The organism is Buttiauxella sp. S19-1 (genome assembly GCF_022134725.1).
GTDB lineage: Bacteria > Pseudomonadota > Gammaproteobacteria > Enterobacterales > Enterobacteriaceae > Buttiauxella > Buttiauxella ferragutiae.
Genome location: NZ_JAHWLU010000064.1, coordinates 1 through 21,177 on the forward strand (window position 1 = coordinate 1; position 21,177 = coordinate 21,177).

Here is a 21,177-nt window from a genome sequence, read left to right on the forward strand (position 1 = left end):
AACCGGCTCGGTGTGGTCTTTGGGTTTTGACGTTGACCTTGTGTTCCGGCTTCAATCGCGCCGTTTTTTACCCTTCAGTTGGGGTCACGTGGTCGGGAACCACGTGAGAGAGCGATCGTCGGGAACGAGTCGCGAACGACCCCGAATGTTGGGTGAAAAACGGTGTTTACCGCTTGCGGCGATTGATTTGCCGGGAGTCCGGGTTCTTAGGGTGGCGACGGTGGCCACCCTAAGACGTTCACCAGTTTCGTGGCGACATAAAAACACTTTCGCCTGGTGAACGGAACCTTCCCCGGCTCGGCAGGAATCGGCCCTTTGGGAGAGGGCCGGGGTGAGGGGAAGTTAGTCCGTCAGGCTCTCATGCACATCCATTGCCAAATCAAATGAATGTAACCGCGCTTCGGTATCAAAAATCTGACCGTTAACCATAATCTCATCGGCCTGGGTTTCTCGTAGTAACGAAATCAACCCATGGCGCACTTTCGCTTTATCACCCACCAGTGACATGCTCAGCGCTTGCTGCACACCATACTTCTCTGCCGGACTCCAGAAACTATCCATGCTTTCAATCGGTGGTGGCAGCTGGCCGGTTTCGCCACGGCGTAATTTAACGAAGGCCTGCTGCATCGATGTAAACAGGAATTCGGCATCGCGGTTACTGTCGGCGGCGACGATATTAATACATACCATCGCATACGGTTTTTCAAGACGAGCAGAGGGTTTGAACTGGGCGCGATAAAGTTGCAGAGCCTGGAACAACATATCTGGCGCAAAGTGCGAAGCAAAGGCAAATGGCAGCCCAAGTTGTGCCGCGAGTTGGGCGCTGTACAAGCTGGAGCCTAACAACCAGACCGGAATTTTAGCGTTGTAACCCGGAACCGGGCGCACCGCTGGATTGGGATCGGTTGCATCAAACCAGGAGACCAACTCACTGACATCGCGCGGGAAGTTATCGATATCACCACTCATATGGCGGCGCAGCGCCATCATGGTTCGTTGATCGCTACCAGGTGCGCGGCCTAAACCCAAGTCAATACGCCCAGGATAAAGAGTTTCCAGCGTACCAAATTGTTCGGCAATCACTAAAGGTGAATGGTTCGGCAGCATCACGCCACCGGAACCCAGGCGTAATGTTTCGGTATTCGCCGCCAGATAACCAATCAGTACCGACGTTGCCGCACTGGCAATCCCAGTCATATTGTGGTGTTCAGCCAGCCAGTAGCGGTGATAGCCACGTTTTTCGGCCAGGCGCGCTAAATCCAGAGAACGATGAAATGCGTCACGAGGCTCGGAGCCTTGTGGAATAGGGGCTAGATCGAGTAAAGAGAACGGGACTTTTGTGATGTCAGGCATAACGGCTCACTTTGTTTGGGTACTACGTTTGCTGATAATCTCTTCAGTATTGCTGAAAATCATCAACATTTAAGTAACAAAGTGAGCCTTTTCTCAGCTCTGAGTGACTAACTCTAAGCCTGCGACGCGCCGCCAGTAGCCATTACAATCGCTTTGCTGTGCCAGAGTTAAAGGCGCATTGCCGTTCTCATTTTTTCGGAATGCTTCCAGCACGCGCAGGGTATCCATGCCCATTGGCGATAAACGCACCATGTCGACCAGGCCTTTCATTGATGCCAGTTCGTTACCGAGGTTGTAAACATAACCGCTCATGGTTTGAATGCCGTTAAGCACAAACACTTGCTGATTTTCCTGTGAAAGCATGTTGCGCCCGACAGGATATTTAATGCAGCAGGTTTCGCATTCATCTTTCGGTTTGTCTTCTGAACGAGCGGTAAAACAACGGGCAGAGTAGGCCAGTGGCAAGTGCCCGTAACTGAGGACTTCAACTTCAAACTTGTTGCGGATGCCCAACTCATCGCACTGAATCAACATGTTTTTCAGCCAATCTCGCGACAGCTCAACGGGCATACACCAGCGAACCATGCCTTGTTTGAGCAGCAAGCGTAGCGTCACTGCGTTGTAACAGTTAAGCGCATGCCCGGCGACAAATGGCAGCTTGCGTTCTGCCGCCATGTTCACGGCACCAAGGTCATTGGCTTCAATCAGGAACTCGCCATTCTCAACATAGCGTTTTAGCTCGTTCAACTCAGACGGAGCTTGAACCAGTGCCAAAGTAGAGAGCACCACTTGCTTGCCCTGGCTTGCCAGGCTTTTCGCCATATCCAGCCATTCACCCGTTTTTGTAGCACGACGTTTGCTGCATACCGACTCACCAAGATAAATAGTTTCAGCACTGCTTTTTGCCGCAGCCTGGTAAAATTTTTCCAGCGTCTCTTTTGGCCAATAATACAACACTGGCCCTAATGAATATTTCATGGGATTTCCTACTGCCATTTACGGTGATAGGCACCGAGAGTGGTTTGTGTGCCTTCGGCCATCGCCCCTAATGCTTCCATCCATGCCGGTTGTGCACGGTAATTTTCAGGATCGGCCATGCAGCGGTCGATTGCCTGACGCCACACTTTAGCGACCTGGCTGACATACGCCGGGCTACGTTGGCGACCTTCGATTTTCACGGATGCAATATTTGCGGCGAGTAATTCAGGCAGCAGCTCAAGCGTGTTCAGGCTGGTTGGCTCTTCTAGCGCGTGATATTTCTGATCATCAACCAGATAGCGCCCTTTACAAAGCGTCGGGTAACCGGCGTTTTCGCCATCCTGGTAACGGTCAATCAACACATCATTGAGGCGTGATTCCAGACCTTGTGGCGTTTGTTGCCAACGAACAAAGCGCGCAGGAGAGCATGCGCCCACCGTATTTGGCGACTCGCCAGTCAGATAAGAAGAAAGATAACAGCGACCTTCCGCCATGATGCACAGGCTACCGAAAGCGAAAACCTCCAGTGGCACCGGTGTCACGCGGGCTAACTGCTTTACCTGATGAATGGATAACACACGCGGCAGAACGACACGAGCCACGTCGAAATGACGATGATAAAAACGAATCGCTTCTTCGTTGGTGGCGGAAGCTTGTACTGAAACATGGCGTTCGATATGCGGATAACGCTCAGCCGCGTATTCAAGCATAGCGAGGTCAGCCAAAATGAGGGCATCGGCTCCGAGTTGCGCTGCCATATCCACTGCTCGTTGCCAGCGCACGTAGCCGTCAGGGTGCGCGAACGTATTGATAGCGATATGGAGCTTACGGCGATGTTGATGCACGTAACTTACCGCTTCTTGCAGTTTCTTCTCCGTGAAATTCAGTCCAGCAAAATGGCGTGCGTTGGTATCATCTTTAAGACCAATGTAAACCGCGTCGGCACCATTATCGATGGCCGCTTTCAACGCCGGTAAGTTTCCGGCTGGGCAAAGCAACTCCATAATTTATCCTGAATCATCGGGAAACCTCAGAGGTGACCCGTGCAGCCCAAGGCAAGGGCCGCAAAATTGTTAACGAACTGGGATTTTAGTTAACCCGACAGCGACAAATTTTGATTTAAGGCAGCTAATGGCGTATTGATCGCTTATTGATGTGACCTATAAGTCGTCTTGATAACCCGCGTAATTGTTGATTTGCACCGCTACGGAGAATAGTTGGTGTGGCAAAATAGCGGATAAATTTCTCAAGGAGTAAAGCTCGTGTTGGATAAATTGCGTTCACGCCTGGTCCATCTTGGCCCGTCACTGTTAAGAACACCGGTTAAACTCACGCCCTTTGCTCTAAAGCGCCAGGTGCTAGAGCAGGTACTTGGCTGGCAGTTTCGTCAGGCGATGGAAGAGGGTGAGCTAGAATTTCTTGAGGGACGCTGGTTAAGTATTGAAGTACGCGACCTCGATCTGAAGTGGTTTACTTCGGTACAAGATAATAAACTGGTAGTGCGTGAAGATGCCCCAGCAGATGTCAGCTTCAGTGCAACCGCCAACGATCTGTTGATGATCGCAGCCCGCAAGCAAGATCCGGATACCTTGTTTTTCCAGCGCCGTTTGGTCATTGAAGGCGACACTGAACTTGGGCTATATGTTAAAAACCTAATGGATGCCATTGAGCTGGATGCGATGCCTAAACCATTACGCATGCTGCTGCTACAACTGGCTGATTTTGTCGAAGCAGGTATGAAATATCAGTCTGCTCCAGAAAGTAACTCGGTAGGTGAGCCATGCTAATTCGTGTAGAAATACCCATTGATGCTCCGGGCATCGACGCCTTACTTCGCCGTTCTTTTAAAGGTGATGGTGAAGCCGATTTGGTCAAAGATTTACGAGAAGACGGCCTGCTAACGCTTGGCGTTGTTGCCACTGATGACGAAGGTCAGGTTGTGGGTTACGCCGCTTTCAGTCCTGTCGCCGTAGAAGGTGAAGAGCTGCAATGGGTGGGGCTTGCGCCGCTTGCCGTTGATGAAGCTTACCGTGGGCAGGGCCTGGCGAAGCAACTGGTTTACGAAGGACTGGATTCGCTCAATGAGTTTGGTTACGCAGCCGTTGTGACTTTAGGTGAGCCGGAACTCTACAGCCGCTTTGGTTTTGTTCCTGCCGCTCAATACGGCTTACGCTGTGCCTGGCCAGACACCGAAGCTTATTTCCTGATCCATCCGTTAGCTGACGATGCGCTGACTGGTGTTTCAGGACTGGTGGAATACCACGAGCATTTCAACCGGGAGTTTTAATTTCCGGAGTCTTTTGAAGATCTGCCAGCAGGTCTTCAAAAGGCAGTATCCCCTTTACCAACATCTCTTTGCTCGCTTTCGGTAGTTGTTTGATGCGATATTCCAGGCGTAACGCACTGGAACGATCGCCCACCAAATGGCTGAATGCCAGTGTAAGTTCGCCTTTCCCGCGCAGCGCTTTCGCACCTTTCCCTGTTTGATGCTGTGAGAAACGGCGCTCCACATTAGTGGTAATGCCCGTATATAAACGGTTATCGAGAGTGCGGACTAAATAGAGATACCAGGGAGACATAGGTCAGGCGCATAATTGACATTTCCCGCAGAATATCACTCTTCAGGTTGCACATGGAAACTCTCAATGCCATCAGTCGTTGGCTGAACAAACAGCATGTACTGACTTACTGCGCAGGTAGTCACGGCGATTTATGGTGCGCGAATGCGTTCTACCTCTTTGATGAACAACGGGTGGCTTTTTATCTGCTCAGTGAATCCCATACCCGTCACGGTGAGTTAATTGGCCAGCAGGCCCATGTCGCCGGAACCGTCAATGGGCAGCCGAAAACTGTCGCATTAATTCGTGGTGTGCAGTTCCGAGGTGAAATCAAATTAGTAGAAGAAGGCGAAGTGGACAGTATCCGCAGCCGTTACTGTAAGCGCTTCCCGGTTGCCCGAATGATGTCTGCACCGGTATGGGAACTTCGGCTTGATGAAATAAAAATGACCGACAACACGCTCGGTTTTGGAAAAAAACTACACTGGCTACGGGATGACACTAAGCTTGGTGAATAAGCGACAGGAGAACTTATGAGCCGGGTTTTGCTAACAGGGGCCACAGGTCTCATTGGTGGACATCTATTACGCATGTTGATCAATGCGCCGCAAGTCAGCCACATCATTGCGGCGACAAGGCGTCCCTTGCCTGCGATGAACAACGTCACCAATCCCTACGATCCTCAGTTGAGTGACGCACTCACACAATTAACCGAGCCGCTTGATACGGTCTTTTGTTGTCTCGGTACCACTATGAAAGAAGCGGGTAGCAAAGAGGCTTTCGTATTAGCGGATTACACGCTGGTGGTGGATACCGCGATAACCGGCTTGCGTCTGGGGGCAAAACATATGCTGGTGGTCAGCGCTATCGGTGCAAACAGCAAATCACCGTTCTTCTACAACCGGGTGAAAGGGGAAATGGAAGAGGCGCTTATCGCGCAGAACTGGACACGTTTAACCATTGCTCGCCCGTCTATGCTGCTTGGGCATCGTGAATCACAACGCTTTAATGAATCGCTGTTGGCGCCGTTGTTTAAAATCATGCCGGGGAAATGGAAATCCATTGAAGCGCGGGATGTGGCAAAGACGATGTTGCGAGAAGCGCTGGCTCCCTCTCGCGAAGGCGTGAACATTCTGGATTCACATGACCTCAGATTGCTGGCAAAGGGTGATTAACGTGTTTTTGTAGGGTGGATAAGCGTTTTAGCGTCATCCACCATTTGCATCAGTGGTGCCGGATGACGCTGCGCTTATCCGACCTACGAGGGGCTTTATCGTAAATGATGCACAACCTGGTTGCTGCTGCCGCGCCAGACAAGCGCCGGATCTTTGAGATCCTGAACAAATTTACCGTCAATCAGCACATTGATTAAATCAACAACTTCACGTTGAGCTTCGGTTAATTCATCAAGCCTATAGCCCGTCCACATCCAGATATCTTTGCCGGGACATTCCGTTTTCACTCGTCGCACCAGTTTCAACACATCCGCGATATTTTGCGGATGAAGCGGATCGCCGCCTGAAAGCGACAACCCCTGGCGGCGGATACGCGTGTCGTTCAGATCGTTAATGATCCGGTCTTCCATCTCCTGCGTGAACGGCACACCGGAATTCACCCGCCATGTGCTTTTGTTATAACAGCCTGCGCACTCATGCACGCAGCCTGAAACAAACAGTGTGCAGCGGGTACCCGGCCCGTTGACGATGTCGACCGGGTAATACTGGTGCATGTTCACTTAGCCGATCTGCCCGTTGCCGAGGTGCTTCACGCGGCGCTTCACTTCTTCTTGCTTGCCGGCGTTAAACGGGCGAGCATCCGGGCTGCCGAGGTAACCGCAAACGCGGCGCGTTACCGAGACGCGAGCGGCGTCGTGGTTACCACATTTCGGGCAGGTGAAGCCTTTGCTGGTGCATTCAAACTCACCGGTAAAACCACATTCGTAGCACTCATCAATTGGCGTGTTAGTGCCGTAGTACGGAACGTGTTGGTAGCTGTAATCCCAGACATCTTCCAGCGCTTTCAGGTTGTGCTGAATGTTCGGGTATTCGCCGTAACAGATGAAACCGCCGTTCGCTACTGGCGGATAGGCAGCTTCAAAGTCGATTTTGTCGTAAGGGTTAACTTTCTTCTCAACATCTAAGTGGAAGCTGTTGGTGTAGTAACCTTTATCCGTCACGCCAGCAACCACGCCAAACTCAGCGGTATCAAGACGGCAGAAGCGGTCGCACAGGTTTTCACTTGGCGTGCTGTAAAGGCTGAAACCGTAGCCGGTTTCTTCTTTCCATGTGTCAGTTGCCTGGCGCAGACGCTCAACAATTGCCACGGCTTTCGCACGCAGTTCTTCGCTGTCGTAAACGTGCTGATTACCAAACAGCGCATTCACCGTTTCGTGGATGCCGATGTAACCCAGGGAAATCGACGCACGGCCATTTTTGAAGATCTCCGACACGTCGTCGTCGGCTTTCAGGCGCACACCGCAAGCCCCTTCCATATACAGGATTGGCGCAACGCGAGCTTTCACTCCTTCCAGCCGTGCAATACGCGTCATCAGGGCTTTAAAAGCCAGCTCCAGACGGCTATCGAGCAGCGTCCAGAACGTGGCTTCATCGCCTTTCGCTTCCAGTGCAATACGCGGCAAATTCAGGCTGATCACGCCGATGTTATTACGGCCATCGTGAATCTGCTCGCCGTTCTCTTCATATACGCCAAGGAAACTACGGCAGCCCATTGGGGTTTTGAACGAGCCGGTCACTTTCACGACCTGGTCATAGTTCAGGATATCCGGGTACATGCGCTTGCTGGCGCACTCCAGAGCCAACTGTTTAATGTCGTAGTTGGCATCGCCAGCCTTGTGGTTCAGACCCTCTTTGATAGCAAAGACCAGTTTCGGGAACACCGCCGTTTTGCGGTTTTTGCCCAGACCTGCGATGCGATTACGCAGGATAGATTTCTGAATCAGACGTGATTCCCAACTAGTTCCCAGGCCAAAACCAAAGGTGACAAACGGCGTCTGACCATTGGCTGTATGCAGCGTATTCACTTCATATTCCAGGGACTGGAAGGCGTCATAACACTCTTTCTCAGTACGGGAAAGCGCATAACCTTCGGCATCCGGGATCTGCCATTCCTCGGCGGTTTCACGGTGTTTTTCAAAGCTTGCGGTGACAAATGGAGCTAGCACTTCGTCAATACGGTTAATCGTGGTGCCGCCGTAAATATGGCTGGCAACCTGAGCAATAATTTGCGCAGTCACCGCTGTGGCGGTGGAGATGGATTTTGGTGGCTCTATTTCCGCATTACCCATCTTAAAGCCGTGCGTCAGCATGCCTTTGAGATCGATAAGCATGCAGTTAAACATCGGGAAGAACGGGGAGTAATCCAGATCGTGATAGTGAATATCGCCACGTTCGTGCGCCAGTACCACATCACGCGGTAACAAATGCTGTGAGGCGTAGTGTTTAGCCACGATCCCAGCTAACAGGTCGCGCTGTGTCGGGATAACCTTGCTGTCTTTATTCGCATTTTCGTTGAGCAAGGCGGAGTTAGTTTGTTCAACCAGACCGCGGATCTCCTGGTTTAAGCGGCCACGTTTTTCGCGCTCAATATCACGGTCATGACGATATTCGATATAAGCACGCGCCAGTTGCTTGTAGTCACCAGCCATCAGCTGATTTTCCACGGCAGTCTGGATTTCACCGATATCAACCTGAGTGCGGCCTTCCATTTGCGCACGAACAATATCTGCGACGGTGGCGCAATAGTCTGCGTCATCGACTCCCGCTGCTTTAGCTGCACGAAGAATAGCTTCTTTAATGCGCTCTGAAGTGAAAGGCACTTTGCACCCGTCTCTTTTCATCACATGCGGTGTCATGATCTCTCCATTCTAAAAAGGTTATCCACAAAGGATTGAAATTGTTCGCAAGCCGAAATTTGCTCGCGTTGCCATAGGCTTTATGATTTTGAGCCGATGTTTATCCACAGATAATCCCCTGAATCCTCTGTGGTACTTGTTGCTATAATAGTCGAAAAATACAATATGTGGGGTCGGGGCGCATTTTAAGGTCTATATGTAGTGCTTTGCATCAAAGATGTTTGCGATTTTATTGATGCAGAACAAAGTAAATCGGTAGTAGTAGGAAGGATGGGCTACGCGGAGAAGACCTAAAATTTTGGCAGAGAGATCTCCCTCAATTATTAGGGAGATCCTTCCTGGTGGAAATTAACACTGCAACCAATAAACCGCCTCAAATGGCCGTAAGCTGATCTCGCCAGGTTTCCCCGCTGCATCAGCGTAGTTGCTCATCAGCACATCCCAGTCGCCTTCAAAGGCTTCCGGCATCCACCATTGATTTTCACGGCTGAGGTTCGCCGCAACCACCAGTGTTTGCCCTTGCCATTCACGGCGGTAACACCACAAATACGGATGCTCAGGCAGCAGATCCTGATAACTACCCCAGGTGAAAACAGGGTTGGCTTTACGCAGTTTGATGAGGCGTTGGTAGGCATAAAATACTGAATCGGCATCGTCAACCGCTGCTCTGGCATTGATGGTCTGATAGTTATCGCACAGGTTGATCCACGGCGTACCGGTGGTAAATCCTGCGTTTTCGCCATCGTCCCATTGCATCGGCGTACGGCTGTTATCGCGCGATTTACTGGCGAGGATCGCCAGCAGATTGTCACTCTCGCGGCCCTGGGCGCGCAACTCGGCATACATGTTGTGGCTTTCGACATCACGGTAATCAATGATGCGTTTGAAGTGCGGGTTGGTCATCCCCAACTCTTCGCCCTGATAGATATACGGCGTGCCCTGCATGCCATGTAGCACCATCGCCAGCATTTTGGCTGCCGGCACACGCAGCTCGCCTTCGTCACCAAAGCGCGACACAATGCGCGGCTGGTCGTGGTTACACCAGAACAACGCATTCCACGCTACGTTGTGCATGCCTTGTTGCCAGTGGCTGAAAATCGCTTTCAGTGCGATGTAATCAGGGGCTGCCAGCGCCCATTTTTGCCCGTCCGGATAATCCACTTTCAGGTGATGGAAGTTGAACGTCATCGACAGCTCATTGCTGTTGAGTGCGGCATATTGCTGGCAGTTATCGAGCGTGGTGGAGGACATTTCGCCCACCGTCATTAACTCGCGTGGTACAAACACATCGCGGCTTAATTCTTGCAGATATTCGTGGATGCGCGGCCCGTCGGTGTAAAAACGACGTCCATCACCGCCTTCAATATCCGCCGGGAAATCCTGATCCTTGGAAACCAGGTTGATCACATCAAGACGCAAACCATCTACGCCACGGTCGGCCCAGAATTCGCAGACCTTTTTCAGTTCAGCGCGAACTTGCGGGTTTTCCCAGTTGAGATCCGCCTGCTCCGGCGCAAACAGGTGCAGATAATACTGGCCGCTCTCTGCGTGCCAGCGCCAGGCGTTACCACCGAATTTAGAGCGCCAGTTGTTGGGTAAAACGTCTGGCGTACCGTCGCGCCAGATATAAAACTCGCGGTACGGGCTCTCTTTGTTCAGCGATTCGTGGAACCATGCATGTTGCGTGGAAGTATGGTTAAACACCATATCCAGAACGACGCGGATACCGCGCTCGTGGGCGCCAGCAACCAGTAAATCAAAGTCATCCAGCGTGCCGTAGGTATGATCGATGGCACAGTAGTTCGCCACGTCATAGCCGTTATCGACCTGTGGCGAAACATAAAACGGTGTCAGCCAGATGGCATCCACACCAAGCAGTTTGAGATAGTCCAGGCGCTTAATTACGCCAATCAAATCACCGGTACCACTGCCAGTCGTGTCCTGGAAACTCTTCGGGTAGATCTGGTAAATGACACCGTGTTGCCACCAGGGAGGAGTTGTATTCATAAATCATTCCTAAAACCAGTGAGGCCAATGTGACCTCTGTTGTCGGATGACGCTAGCGCTTATCCGACCTACGAAAAGCCGTTGTAGGGTGGATAAGCGTTAGCGTCATCCACCACCGATTGTGAACCGATTACACCACCAGCAACAAACCTTGACGGTGTTTGCGTTTATACATCACGCTGGTCAATACAATCGGCACGATGACGGCAATCAGAATCGCCAGCGAATACACTTCCCAGTAACGCGGCTGAATGGACAGAATGCCTGGTAAACCACCCACGCCAATCCCGTTTGCCATCACGCCGCTCAGGCCACACAGTAAGCCCGCAAGCCCTGAGCCAATCATTGCGCACAGCATCGGGAAGCGGTATTTCAGGTTGATGCCGTACATCGCCGGTTCGGTCACGCCGAGGTAGGCAGAAATCGCCGCCGGAACTGAAATCTCACGTTCGTTGTGCTTACGGCTGCAAATAATGATGCCAACCACCGCAGATGCCTGAGCAATGTTAGACAGCGCAATCAGCGGCCAAACTGGGGTTCCGCCCATGCTCTGAATCATCTGCATATCGATGGCGAGCGTGGTCTGATGTACACCGGTAATCACCAGCGGCGCGTAAAGGAAGCCAAACAACGCAGCGCCAATCGGCGCAAAACTGCCGGTCATCAGATGGCGAACTGCAAAGGCCACACCGTCACCAATCCAGCGGCCAAACGGGCCGATAAACGCGTGCGCCAGGAACACCGCCAGAATCAGCGAACACACAGGCACTATTACAAGATAGAGGTAATCCGGCACGATGCGTTTCAGACGCGTCTCAATAAAGCCCAAAGCCAGGCCTGCCAACAAAGCTGGAATCACTTGCGCCTGGTAGCCCACTTTCTCGATGGTAAACAGGCCAAAGTTCCACACTTCAGGAATTTTGCTACCCAATTCATAGGCATTCATCAGCTGTGGTGATACCAGCGTGACGCCAAGCACAATCCCAAGGATAGGTGTCCCGCCCATTTTTCGCACGGCTGACCAGCAAATACCGACTGGCAGATAGAAGAAGATTGCCTCGCCAATCAGCCATAAGAAGTCGTAAATCGATTGTAGCGACGGGTGCATTTGCGCCAGCGTCTGCCCGTTGCTCATCGGCAAGTCGCCGATCACATTACGGAAGCCGAGGATTAAACCGCCGCTGATCAATGCCGGTAACAGTGGGAAGAAGATCTCGGCGAAGTGGGAGATCAAACGCTCATGCCATTTCATATTCTGGCGCGCGGCGAGTTTTGCTTGTTCTTTGTCTGAGTTGCTGTGGCCACTTGTGGCGATCAACGCCTGATAGTAATCGCCGACTTCGGGGCCAATCACTACCTGGAACTGCCCGGCATTGGTAAAGCAGCCTTTCACCATCGGTAATTCTTCAATCTGTTTTGGTGATGCAGCGGCTGGGTTATTCAATACAAAACGCAAGCGGGTAATACAATGGCTCACAGTGGCGATGTTGCCACGTCCGCCAACCAGCTCTATCAGCCTGTCTATATCTTGTTGTTTCACTTTGGCCATGATGATGTCCCGAGGTAGTGAGGTGTTATCTGCCAGCAAGGTTATCTTTTAATCTTTTTTACGAAAATGGGAACGTTCCCTAAATAAGGCGACGATCACAATAAACCGTAAAAGAGGGGAGATTACTGTAATGATCCGGGGATAACGATCTGCTGTAGATCGCGGGTTTGGGTGATCTGGCCGATCAGTTGTCTTGCGGCCTGGCGACCGGCTTCGGCGTAACCGGGATCGACGGTAATGATCTCGGGATGGAGGAATTTCATCAGCGGCGTGCTACCGACGCTCGCCAGTTGCAAAGCGCTGTTTTGTTGTTCTTGCAGATATTTACTGGCACCTAAAGCGAGGGTATCGGTGGCGCACAGCAGCGCGGTGGTTTCCGGAGTCAATACTTCGGCCACGTGGTCATAACCTTGTTTCATTGCCAGGCCCGGCAGGACGAAATTCGGTGTTAGCGCGTGGCTTTTACAGAACGCGAGATACGCCTGATGGCGGCGAAAACCGGTAGTGACATCGCTATGGGGAACGCCGAGGAAACTAATCTGGCGGTGGCCTTGCTCATACAGACGAGCCATCAAAATATCGATAGCGCCTTCATCGTCATAACACACCGAAGCAAACCCTTTGGCGTCCCGCGCCATCAGCACCAGCGTCGATTGCCACGGAGCGAGTATTTTCTCATTGATGCCGGTGAAGCCAAACAAAATCACCCCGTCGATATGGCGACGCCTCAGCACGCCTAAATGCTCTTCGACCAGTTTCGGGGAAAATTGGCTTTCCATCATGATCGGATCATAGCCTTGCTCATAGAGCGACGGCAGCAGGGTTTGTACCGCGAGGTTTTCCGATAGCGAATCCAGACGGGTCACAATAATAGCGACCACTTTATCGCTCTGTCCACGCATCGCACGTGCTGACCGGGAAGGGGAAAAACCTTCTTGCTGCATCACCGCTTCCACGCGCTCACGTGTACGCGCACTGACCCCGCTTTCATTATTCAGAACTCGCGAGACAGTGGATTTACCCACACCGCTTAAACGGGCGATGTCTTTGATAGTGAGGCGGCTTTGCATGTGTCGGTTCCTGGCAATCAATTGCTCATTAGAATTAAGGCTAGTCAACGATACCACAACGGAAAAAATCTGGTTTACGTGAGGTTTAGTTTTGTCGGCGTAGAATATCCGCCAGTATCGTAATGACTTTTTCTTTTAACCGGAGGCGACATGGAACCTGATCCCAGTCCAGACCCTGTAACGACAGGAATAATCCGGTAAGACTCCCTTCTTTGAAGCGACTGCCTTACCGGATTGCGTAAGGCAGAGATCTCTCAATTAATGATATCCCTGCTGATGAAAAAATTTGGCCTGCAAGGCAAGGATTAGCCGCGCCTGCACGTCACCAGGTGCCACAACACGTGGCGCCGAGGGACTACTATGCTGTTAAAAAATCTGACCCGGCAGTTGTTTGCACAACTCAGCCGCCACCTGCCTCGTCGCTTGATCCAGCGCGACCTGATGCCGGACGACAATACCATTGCACTTGCGCAAGAGGTTCCCGCTTCGCTGAGCGAATCGTGCCTGAAGTATGCGCACGCATCCGAAGAACAACTGTATCGCGATTTCCACAGCCATCCTGAAGGGCTGAATGCGCGTGAAGTTGAGAGTGCGCTCGAGCAACATGGCTCAAACCAAATCCCGGCGCAAAAGCCATCGCCATGGTGGGTGCATCTTTGGATGTGCTACCGCAACCCATTCAATATTTTGCTCACTATTCTCGGCATTGTTTCTTACTCCACCGAGGATATGTTTGCCGCAGGGGTGATTGCGCTGATGGTGGCGATCGCCACTTTGCTGAACTTCGTCCAGGAAGCGCGCTCCACCAAAGCGGCTGACACGCTCAAAGCAATGGTCAGCAATACCGCCACCGTGCTGCGCGTGGTGGATGAAACGGGGGAAAATGCGTTTATCGAAATCCCTCTCGAAAGACTGGTGCCAGGCGACATCGTTAAACTGGCTGCGGGCGACATGATCCCGGCAGATCTACGTGTTATACAGGCTCGCGATCTTTTTGTCGGCCAGGCCTCGCTGACCGGTGAATCCTTGCCGGTGGAAAAAGTGGCGGTCAGCCGCGACACGTCGCACAACAACCCGCTGGAATGCGACACGCTGTGCTTTATGGGCACCAACGTGGTGAGTGGTACGGCGCTCGCGATGATTATCGCAACGGGTGGTAACACCTGGTTTGGGCAACTGGCCGGGCGCGTGACTCAACAAGAAAGCGAGCCGAATGCGTTCCAGAAAGGCATCAGTCGCGTCAGTTGGGTGCTGATTCGCTTTATGCTGGTGATGACGCCGATCGTCTTGCTGATCAACGGTTTCACCAAAGGCGACTGGTGGGAAGCCGCACTCTTCTCGCTCTCTGTGGCAGTCGGTTTGACGCCAGAAATGCTGCCGATGATCGTTACCTCGACGCTGGCTCGCGGGGCGGTAAAACTCTCTAAACAGAAAGTGATCGTCAAACACCTCGATGCGATTCAAAACTTTGGCGCGATGGACATTCTGTGCACCGATAAAACCGGTACGCTGACGCAAGATCGCATTGTGCTGGAGTCGCACACCGATATTCTTGGTGCGACAAGCAACCACGTTCTGCATACCGCCTGGCTCAACAGCCATTACCAGACCGGGCTGAAAAACCTGCTGGATGTGGCGGTGCTGGAAGGGGTGGATGAAGAGACTGCGCGTCATGCAGCTACGCGCTGGCAAAAAGTGGATGAGATCCCGTTCGACTTTGAGCGCCGCCGCATGTCAGTGGTCGTCTCCGAACAACCGCAAGTGCATCAGCTGATCTGCAAAGGCGCCTTGCAGGAGGTTCTCAACGTCTGCTCACAAGTGCGTTACGGTGATGAGATCGTGCCGCTCAGCGAAACCTTGCTGGCACGTATTCGCCGTGTGACGGACGATCTTAACCGTCAGGGATTGCGTGTGGTGGCAGTGGCGAGCAAAGTCCTGCCTGCACGCTGTGACGATTACGGTCGTGTGGACGAATCGGATCTGATTCTCGAAGGTTACATCGCGTTCCTCGATCCACCGAAAGAAACCACGGCACCTGCGTTGAAAGCGCTGAAAGCCAGCGGCATTGCGGTGAAAATCCTCACCGGTGATAGCGAGCTGGTGGCGGCGAAAGTGTGCCGCGAAGTGGGGCTGGATGTCGGTGAGCTGGTCACTGGCAGCGACATCGAAAACATGAATGACAAAGATCTCGCGGCACTGGCGTTGCGCACCACACTATTTGCGCGCCTGACGCCAATGCACAAAGAACGTATTGTGCGCCTGTTGCGGGGCGAAGGGCATGTGGTCGGCTTTATGGGCGACGGCATTAATGACGCACCCGCATTGCGTGCGGCAGACATCGGGATTTCCGTCGATGGCGCGGTCGATATTGCGCGTGAAGCCGCAGATATCATCTTGCTGGAAAAGAGCCTGATGGTGCTGGAAGAAGGGGTGATTGAAGGGCGCAGAACCTTCGCTAACATGCTGAAATACATCAAAATGACTGCCAGTTCTAACTTTGGTAACGTGTTCAGCGTGCTGGTAGCGAGCGCCTTCCTGCCGTTCTTGCCGATGCTGCCGTTGCACTTACTGATTCAGAACCTGCTGTACGATGTGTCCCAGGTGGCGATTCCGTTCGATAACGTCGATGACGAGCAAATCCAGAAACCACAACGCTGGAACCCGGCGGATTTAGGGCGCTTTATGGTGTTCTTCGGGCCGATCAGTTCTATCTTCGATATTCTGACGTTCTGCGTAATGTGGTGGGTGTTCCAGGCAAATGTGCCGGAAGCGCAAACGCTGTTCCAGTCTGGCTGGTTCGTGGTCGGGTTACTGTCGCAAACATTGATTGTGCATATGATTCGTACCCGTCGCATTCCATTCATTCAGAGCCGTGCGGCCTGGCCGTTACTGGTAATGACGCTGGTGGTGATGGTTGTCGGGATTGGCCTGCCGTTCTCGCCACTGGCAAGCTACCTGCAACTCCAGGCGCTACCGCTGAGCTACTTCCCATGGCTGATTGCGATCCTTGCCGGATACATGACGCTGACGCAGTGCGTGAAAGGGTTCTATAGCCGCCGTTACGGCTGGCAGTAAATACCCATCATCCTTCAAGCTGCAGCGGCGTTGGCTGCAGACGCTCACCCCAGTCACTTACTCAAGTAAGCTCCTGGGGGTTCTCGTCCTGGCCGCCTTGCTGCAACTCGAATGCTAATGGGCATAGTAAATATCAGCGGGATGTGATCTGCATCCCGCGTTTCCCGCCCATAATCTTGATGAATATTTCTACACGTGTTACCAGATTGTTTTTGCTTTTTTCTGGCCCGTCACTGTTAAAGGAATATTCATGTTTAAATCAATTCGTTTGAGCCTGCTGGCGGGTTGCATCGCTGCAACTTGTCAGGCTTGGGCGGCACCGGCAGGCGATTTGCCGCTGATGCCCTGGCCGCAGCAGGTCGATCGCCCTTCAGCGGAAGGGACGCTGGTTATCGATAATGCCATTTCCATAAAAATCACTGGCGACAAACTGCCTGGTGCCACCGAACGCTGGCGTCAGCGCATTTCCCGGCAAACTGGCTGGCAGCTACAACCGGCACAAACCAACCCTGCAAAACCCACCATCGACATTCAAATCAAACAAGCGGTTGCTCCACTCCCTAAACTCGACAGCGATGAAAGCTACGAATTAAGCGTTACCGCAGACGGTGTGAAACTGACGGCGAATAGCCGTTTTGGTGCCTTGCGCGGCATGGAAACCTTATTACAGCTGATTCAAAACGGCCCAGAAAACACCGCCATCCCGTTTGTTGCGATTAAAGACCAGCCGCGCTTCCCGTGGCGTGGGTTGCTCCTCGACTCCGCTCGTCACTTCATGCCAGTCAACGATATTCTGCGCCAGTTGGATGGCATGGCCGCCGCGAAAATGAACGTCTTTCACTGGCATTTAACCGACGACCAGGGCTGGCGTTTTGCCTCAACCGCCTATCCAAAATTGCAGCAACTGGCCAGCGATGGGGACTTTTACACCCAGGCACAGATGAACGAAGTGGTGCGCTATGCAACATCGCTCGGTATCCGCGTGGTGCCAGAAATGGATCTTCCAGGGCACGCTTCAGCCATTGCTGTGGCCTATCCGGAATTAATGAGCGCGCCGGGGCCGTATCAAATGGAACGCCATTGGGGCGTGTTAAAACCGCTGCTGAACCCGACCAACGAAGCCGCCTATAAATTTGTTGATACGCTGATTGGTGAGCTGACCGCAATTTTCCCGGACAGCTATCTGCACATCGGTGGTGATGAAGTTGATGACTCACAGTGGAAAGCTTCGCCAGAAATTCAGGCGTTTATGAAGCAGCATAATTTGGCCGACACCCACGCTTTGCAAACTTACTTCAACCAACGGCTGGAAAAGATCCTCGAAAAACATCATCGCCAGATGATGGGCTGGGATGAGATCTACCATCCGGATCTGCCGAAAAATATCCTGATCCAATCATGGCAAGGGCAGGACGCACTTGGTGCTGTGGCAGCCAACGGCTACAAAGGGATCTTGTCGACCGGCTTCTATGTTGATCAACCGCAGGCGACCGCTTACCACTATCGCAACGAGATCCTGCCGCAAGGGTTGAACGGTATCGACAAAATTAGCGAATCCGACAGCGCCCAAAGCTGGTTCTTCAGTATGCCGCGTCTGAAAGGCAGTGCCGTAGAAGGGAGTTTCACCCTGGTGAGTGGCCAAAGCGGGTGGCGTGGGTTTATCGATTTTAAAGGAAAGTCCCGTCGTGCGGTGCGTGATGTTGACTGGTTGAGCCCGACTCAGGTGACTTTTACCGTCGATACCTGGATGGGGGAAACCCGCCCGGTATTAACGCTTGATAAAGACAAATTGAGCGGCTATTTGCTGGTGGGCAACGTACGTTATCCGGCAACTGGCCAGAAACTGGATGATGTGCCAGACGGCATCCAGCCTGTGGTGCCAACGCCTGAACAGATGAACAATATTCTGGGTGGCGAAGCGGCGCTGTGGGCTGAAAACGTGATATCGCCATTGCTGGATATCAAGTTGTGGCCACGGACTTTTGCGGTGGCAGAGCGTTTATGGTCGACGGAAGACGTGAAAGATGTCGACAATATGTACCAGCGTATGCAGGCGATCGACGCCTGGTCGACCGTTTCTGTGGGTTTGCAGCAGCACGCAGCGGCAGTGCGGCAAATGACACGCCTGGCGGGGACGGCGGAGATTATGCCGTTGCAAATTCTGGCTCAGGCGGTTGAACCGGCGCAGTACTACACGCGCCAGCATCTGAAATTCCAGGCCGGAAACTATCATCACTTTGAGCCGCTAAACCGTTTTGCTGATGCGTTAGGTGCGCAAAGCAGCCAGGTGCGTGCGCTGGATATGTGGGTCGATAAACTGATTGCTGACCCGGAAGATAACAACAGTGTCGATTCCCTGCGCCATACCTTTGCGCGCTGGCAAAGTAACACGCCGGATGTGCTGGAGTTGATCGACGGTAATTATCAGCTCAAGGCGCTAAAACCGGTGGCGGAAAACGTCGATAAACTGGCGGGAATAGGGCTGCGTCTGACGGATTTGGTGGCTAGACAGGGCACGCTGAGCGCTGATGAAGTTCAGGGGATTCAGAAACAGCTCGATGATGCAGCACAAACGCAAGATGAAGTGGTGATTGCGGCGGTGTATCCGTTGCAAAAATTATTGCGGGCGAGTGTGAAACCGTAATTATTTAAAAGGCCGCGTTTGCGGCCTTTTGACTGAAACGTTAGCGGCGAATCGCAATCGCTTCGATTTCAATCTTCACATCTTTAGGCAGACGAGCCACTTCCACGCAAGAACGCGCCGGGAAAGAAGCTTTATGCTCATTAAAGAAGGCTTCGTAAGTCGCATTCACGGTAGCGAAGTCGTTCAGGTCTTTAACGAAAACGGTGGTTTTCACGATATCGCCCACTTTCAGGCCAGCCGCTTCAACAATCGCCTGCACGTTTTCCAGAGACTGACGCGCTTGCGCTGCTACGTCTTCCGGTACGGTGCCAGTTTTTGGGTTCACTGGGATCTGACCTGAAGTGATAATCATGCTGCCCAGGTCTACACCCTGAACATATGGGCCGATAGCTGCAGGTGCGTTTTCGGTGCTGATAATACGAGACATATTAATTCCTTCAATAAAGTTCGTAGATGCTTGAGTCGTGGATGGCGTTTATCCATCCTACAAACAAAAAGCTCCCGTCCATTATAGGGACGAGAGCTTAAGCGGCAATGATTAATCAGCCAGCACAACGTAATGTGCGAACTCCTTCTCACAATATTTGCATTTGAGGCTGATGCTTTCGTCGCGCTTTTTCACTGCGAATGAAGAATGAACAGGTTCGCTGCGGCTGATGCAGTTGGTATTCGGGCAAACCAGCACTTTATCAATACGTGAAGGCAGGCTTGGTTTGCTTTTGCCGACCACTTCATATTCATCAATACGGTTGACGGTGGCATGCGGTGCATACAGCGCCAGTTGGTTAACTTGTTCGTCCGTCAGGAAGGTATTTTCTATTTTAATCAGGTCTTTACGGCCCTGTTCGCGAGAAGGCAAGTTCAGGCCAATAGTGATGCGCTGGTCGGTTTCCGTTAACTGGAAGAGAGTCAGCAGCTTAAAGCCTACCAGGGCAGGAATATGATCGATAACCGTGCCGCGTTTAATCGCTTCCACTTGTAATTTGTTGTCGTGTGTCATCTTAATCTTCCTCTCACTCAAACCAGTTCAGGTTGCAAAACTAACGCCAGCAGAGCCTGGCGGGCATAAATACCGTTGCCTGCCTGCTGGAAATACCAGGCGTGGGATGTTTTGTCGACATCAGTCGTAATTTCATCAATGCGTGGCAGCGGGTGCAGGACTTTCATGTTTTCGCGAGCATCGACCAGATCGGCCGCGCGCAGCACAAACTGTGCCTTCACGTTGGCGTATTCAGATGGGTCAAGACGCTCTTTCTGGACTCGCGTCATGTACAGAATATCCAGATCGGCGACCACATCGTCGATAGCTTCATGGCAGCTCCAGGCAATCCCTTTTTCATCCAGCATATCGAGAATGTACTTCGGCATCGCCAGCGCATTTGGTGCGATGAAGTAGAAGCGGTTACCTTCAAATTTCGCCAGTGCCTGCGCCAGAGAATGCACGGTGCGGCCATATTTCAGGTCACCGACCATCGCGATGTTCAGGTTTTCCAGACGGCCCTGCGTTTCCTGGATGGTGAACAAATCCAGCAGCGTTTGAGTTGGGTGCTGGTTGGCACCGTCACCAGCATTCAGCACCGGAATGTTGCCAGAGAATTCAGTCGCCAGGCGTGCAGCCCCTTCTTGCGGGTGCCGCATGACGATGGCGTCAACGTAAGTGCTGATCACCGAAATGGTATCGGCCAGCGTTTCGCCTTTTTTACCCAGCGACGTGTTGCTGCTGTCCGAGAACCCGACAACTGACGCGCCGAGGCGGTGCATTGCGGTTTCAAAAGAGAGGCGTGTACGCGTTGAAGCTTCAAAGAAACAACTGGCAACAACGATATGCTTTAACAGTTCCGGCTGCGGGTTGGCTTTCAGTTTTGCCGCGGTCGCGAGCACTAGTTCAAGCTCTTCACGACTGAGATCGTTTATGGAAATGATATGTTTTTGATATAGGGGGTTAGCCATGGTTATCTCCTGCTCTCGGGCGTCGGGCAAAAAAAAAGGCCCCTCAACGAGGGGCCTTTGGAATTGATTGAAGCAACGGAAAGAAAAACAGATTCGCGCCGTCTTTTAGACGACGTGGTGTG

18 protein-coding genes are annotated in these 21,177 nt (G+C 52.3%); 6 read left to right on the forward strand and 12 right to left on the reverse strand.

What is annotated here, in order from left to right; translation table 11 throughout:
- Positions 1-342: 342 nt before the first annotated feature.
- The 3 genes from MES37_RS14630 to ubiU form a co-directional block, all read right to left on the reverse strand.
- On the reverse strand, positions 343-1,353 hold the full coding sequence (locus tag MES37_RS14630; protein WP_237931852.1) for a luciferase-like monooxygenase: 1,011 nt from the start codon (positions 1,351-1,353) through the stop codon (positions 343-345).
- Between the two features lie 93 nt (positions 1,354-1,446).
- Positions 1,447-2,331, reverse strand: a complete 885-nt coding sequence (locus tag MES37_RS14635; protein ID WP_121814819.1) for a U32 family peptidase — start codon at positions 2,329-2,331, stop codon at positions 1,447-1,449.
- An 8-nt stretch (positions 2,332-2,339) separates the two neighbouring features.
- Positions 2,340-3,335, reverse strand: a complete 996-nt coding sequence (gene ubiU, locus MES37_RS14640) for a ubiquinone anaerobic biosynthesis protein UbiU (RefSeq protein ID WP_064543176.1) — start codon at positions 3,333-3,335, stop codon at positions 2,340-2,342.
- A gap of 258 nt (positions 3,336-3,593) precedes the next feature.
- Here ubiU and ubiT point away from each other — a divergent pair, with 258 nt between their 5' ends.
- The gene (ubiT, locus tag MES37_RS14645) at positions 3,594-4,118 is read left to right on the forward strand and encodes a ubiquinone anaerobic biosynthesis accessory factor UbiT (RefSeq protein WP_064543178.1); all 525 of its coding nucleotides are present in this window, start codon (positions 3,594-3,596) and stop codon (positions 4,116-4,118) included.
- Positions 4,112-4,618, forward strand: a complete 507-nt coding sequence (locus MES37_RS14650) for a GNAT family N-acetyltransferase (protein ID WP_064543180.1) — start codon at positions 4,112-4,114, stop codon at positions 4,616-4,618. Before ubiT ends, MES37_RS14650 begins: the two co-directional genes overlap by 7 nt.
- On the opposite strand, the gene MES37_RS14655 is transcribed toward MES37_RS14650, so the two are convergent.
- Positions 4,602-4,910: a GIY-YIG nuclease family protein gene (locus MES37_RS14655; protein WP_064543182.1), complete on the reverse strand. Its 309-nt coding sequence runs from the start codon at positions 4,908-4,910 to the stop codon at positions 4,602-4,604. The genes MES37_RS14650 and MES37_RS14655 overlap by 17 nt on opposite strands.
- Positions 4,911-4,963: 53 nt before the next feature.
- Between MES37_RS14655 and MES37_RS14660 the strand changes: the two genes are divergently transcribed.
- Complete coding sequence (locus tag MES37_RS14660) at positions 4,964-5,407, forward strand: YhbP family protein (RefSeq protein ID WP_064543185.1); 444 nt, start codon at positions 4,964-4,966, stop codon at positions 5,405-5,407.
- A gap of 15 nt (positions 5,408-5,422) precedes the next feature.
- Entirely contained in the window at positions 5,423-6,064 is a 642-nt protein-coding gene (locus MES37_RS14665) for an NAD(P)H-binding protein (protein WP_064543187.1), read from the forward strand.
- A gap of 95 nt (positions 6,065-6,159) precedes the next feature.
- Here MES37_RS14665 and nrdG read toward each other — a convergent pair whose 3' ends face one another.
- The 5 genes from nrdG to treR form a co-directional block, all read right to left on the reverse strand.
- Positions 6,160-6,624 (reverse strand): anaerobic ribonucleoside-triphosphate reductase-activating protein, encoded by a 465-nt coding sequence (nrdG, locus tag MES37_RS14670; protein ID WP_064543189.1) that lies wholly within the window; start codon positions 6,622-6,624, stop codon positions 6,160-6,162.
- On the reverse strand, positions 6,625-8,760 hold the full coding sequence (gene nrdD, locus MES37_RS14675) for an anaerobic ribonucleoside-triphosphate reductase (RefSeq protein WP_133522275.1): 2,136 nt from the start codon (positions 8,758-8,760) through the stop codon (positions 6,625-6,627).
- A gap of 348 nt (positions 8,761-9,108) precedes the next feature.
- Entirely contained in the window at positions 9,109-10,767 is a 1,659-nt protein-coding gene (gene treC, locus MES37_RS14680; protein WP_237931854.1) for an alpha,alpha-phosphotrehalase, read from the reverse strand.
- Between the two features lie 130 nt (positions 10,768-10,897).
- Complete coding sequence (gene treB / locus MES37_RS14685; protein ID WP_064543193.1) at positions 10,898-12,316, reverse strand: PTS trehalose transporter subunit IIBC; 1,419 nt, start codon at positions 12,314-12,316, stop codon at positions 10,898-10,900.
- A gap of 122 nt (positions 12,317-12,438) precedes the next feature.
- A complete protein-coding gene (treR, locus tag MES37_RS14690) occupies positions 12,439-13,386 on the reverse strand; it encodes a trehalose operon repressor TreR (RefSeq protein ID WP_064543195.1) in 948 nt (315 codons plus the stop codon).
- A 363-nt stretch (positions 13,387-13,749) separates the two neighbouring features.
- Between treR and mgtA the strand changes: the two genes are divergently transcribed.
- Together mgtA and MES37_RS14700 are read left to right on the forward strand one after the other, a co-directional pair.
- Positions 13,750-16,461 (forward strand): magnesium-translocating P-type ATPase, encoded by a 2,712-nt coding sequence (gene mgtA, locus MES37_RS14695; protein WP_133522303.1) that lies wholly within the window; start codon positions 13,750-13,752, stop codon positions 16,459-16,461.
- 250 nt (positions 16,462-16,711) lie between these two features.
- Positions 16,712-19,105, forward strand: coding sequence for a beta-N-acetylhexosaminidase (locus MES37_RS14700; protein ID WP_237931856.1), 2,394 nt, complete (start codon positions 16,712-16,714; stop codon positions 19,103-19,105).
- 40 nt (positions 19,106-19,145) lie between these two features.
- On the opposite strand, the gene ridA is transcribed toward MES37_RS14700, so the two are convergent.
- From ridA to pyrB, 3 genes are all read right to left on the reverse strand, one after another.
- Positions 19,146-19,532: a 2-iminobutanoate/2-iminopropanoate deaminase gene (gene ridA, locus MES37_RS14705; RefSeq protein WP_064543197.1), complete on the reverse strand. Its 387-nt coding sequence runs from the start codon at positions 19,530-19,532 to the stop codon at positions 19,146-19,148.
- Between the two features lie 111 nt (positions 19,533-19,643).
- Entirely contained in the window at positions 19,644-20,105 is a 462-nt protein-coding gene (gene pyrI / locus MES37_RS14710) for an aspartate carbamoyltransferase regulatory subunit (protein ID WP_064543200.1), read from the reverse strand.
- A gap of 17 nt (positions 20,106-20,122) precedes the next feature.
- The gene (gene pyrB, locus MES37_RS14715) at positions 20,123-21,055 is read right to left on the reverse strand and encodes an aspartate carbamoyltransferase (protein ID WP_064543203.1); all 933 of its coding nucleotides are present in this window, start codon (positions 21,053-21,055) and stop codon (positions 20,123-20,125) included.
- Between the last annotated feature and the right edge of the window lie 122 nt (positions 21,056-21,177).

Bases quoted from the DNA above. Each gene is read 5' to 3' on its own strand.
- MES37_RS14630 (WP_237931852.1), bottom strand. From the start codon at position 1,353: ATGCCTGACATCACAAAAGTCCCGTTCTCTTTACTCGATCTAGCCCCT.
- MES37_RS14635 (WP_121814819.1), bottom strand. From the start codon at position 2,331: ATGAAATATTCATTAGGGCCAGTGTTGTATTATTGGCCAAAAGAGACG.
- ubiU (WP_064543176.1), bottom strand. From the start codon at position 3,335: ATGGAGTTGCTTTGCCCAGCCGGAAACTTACCGGCGTTGAAAGCGGCC.
- MES37_RS14650 (WP_064543180.1), top strand. From the start codon at position 4,112: ATGCTAATTCGTGTAGAAATACCCATTGATGCTCCGGGCATCGACGCC.
- MES37_RS14655 (WP_064543182.1), bottom strand. From the start codon at position 4,910: ATGTCTCCCTGGTATCTCTATTTAGTCCGCACTCTCGATAACCGTTTA.
- MES37_RS14660 (WP_064543185.1), top strand. From the start codon at position 4,964: ATGGAAACTCTCAATGCCATCAGTCGTTGGCTGAACAAACAGCATGTA.
- MES37_RS14665 (WP_064543187.1), top strand. From the start codon at position 5,423: ATGAGCCGGGTTTTGCTAACAGGGGCCACAGGTCTCATTGGTGGACAT.
- nrdD (WP_133522275.1), bottom strand. From the start codon at position 8,760: ATGACACCGCATGTGATGAAAAGAGACGGGTGCAAAGTGCCTTTCACT.
- treC (WP_237931854.1), bottom strand. From the start codon at position 10,767: ATGAATACAACTCCTCCCTGGTGGCAACACGGTGTCATTTACCAGATC.
- treB (WP_064543193.1), bottom strand. From the start codon at position 12,316: ATGGCCAAAGTGAAACAACAAGATATAGACAGGCTGATAGAGCTGGTT.
- treR (WP_064543195.1), bottom strand. From the start codon at position 13,386: ATGCAAAGCCGCCTCACTATCAAAGACATCGCCCGTTTAAGCGGTGTG.
- MES37_RS14700 (WP_237931856.1), top strand. From the start codon at position 16,712: ATGTTTAAATCAATTCGTTTGAGCCTGCTGGCGGGTTGCATCGCTGCA.
- ridA (WP_064543197.1), bottom strand. From the start codon at position 19,532: ATGTCTCGTATTATCAGCACCGAAAACGCACCTGCAGCTATCGGCCCA.
- pyrI (WP_064543200.1), bottom strand. From the start codon at position 20,105: ATGACACACGACAACAAATTACAAGTGGAAGCGATTAAACGCGGCACG.
- pyrB (WP_064543203.1), bottom strand. From the start codon at position 21,055: ATGGCTAACCCCCTATATCAAAAACATATCATTTCCATAAACGATCTC.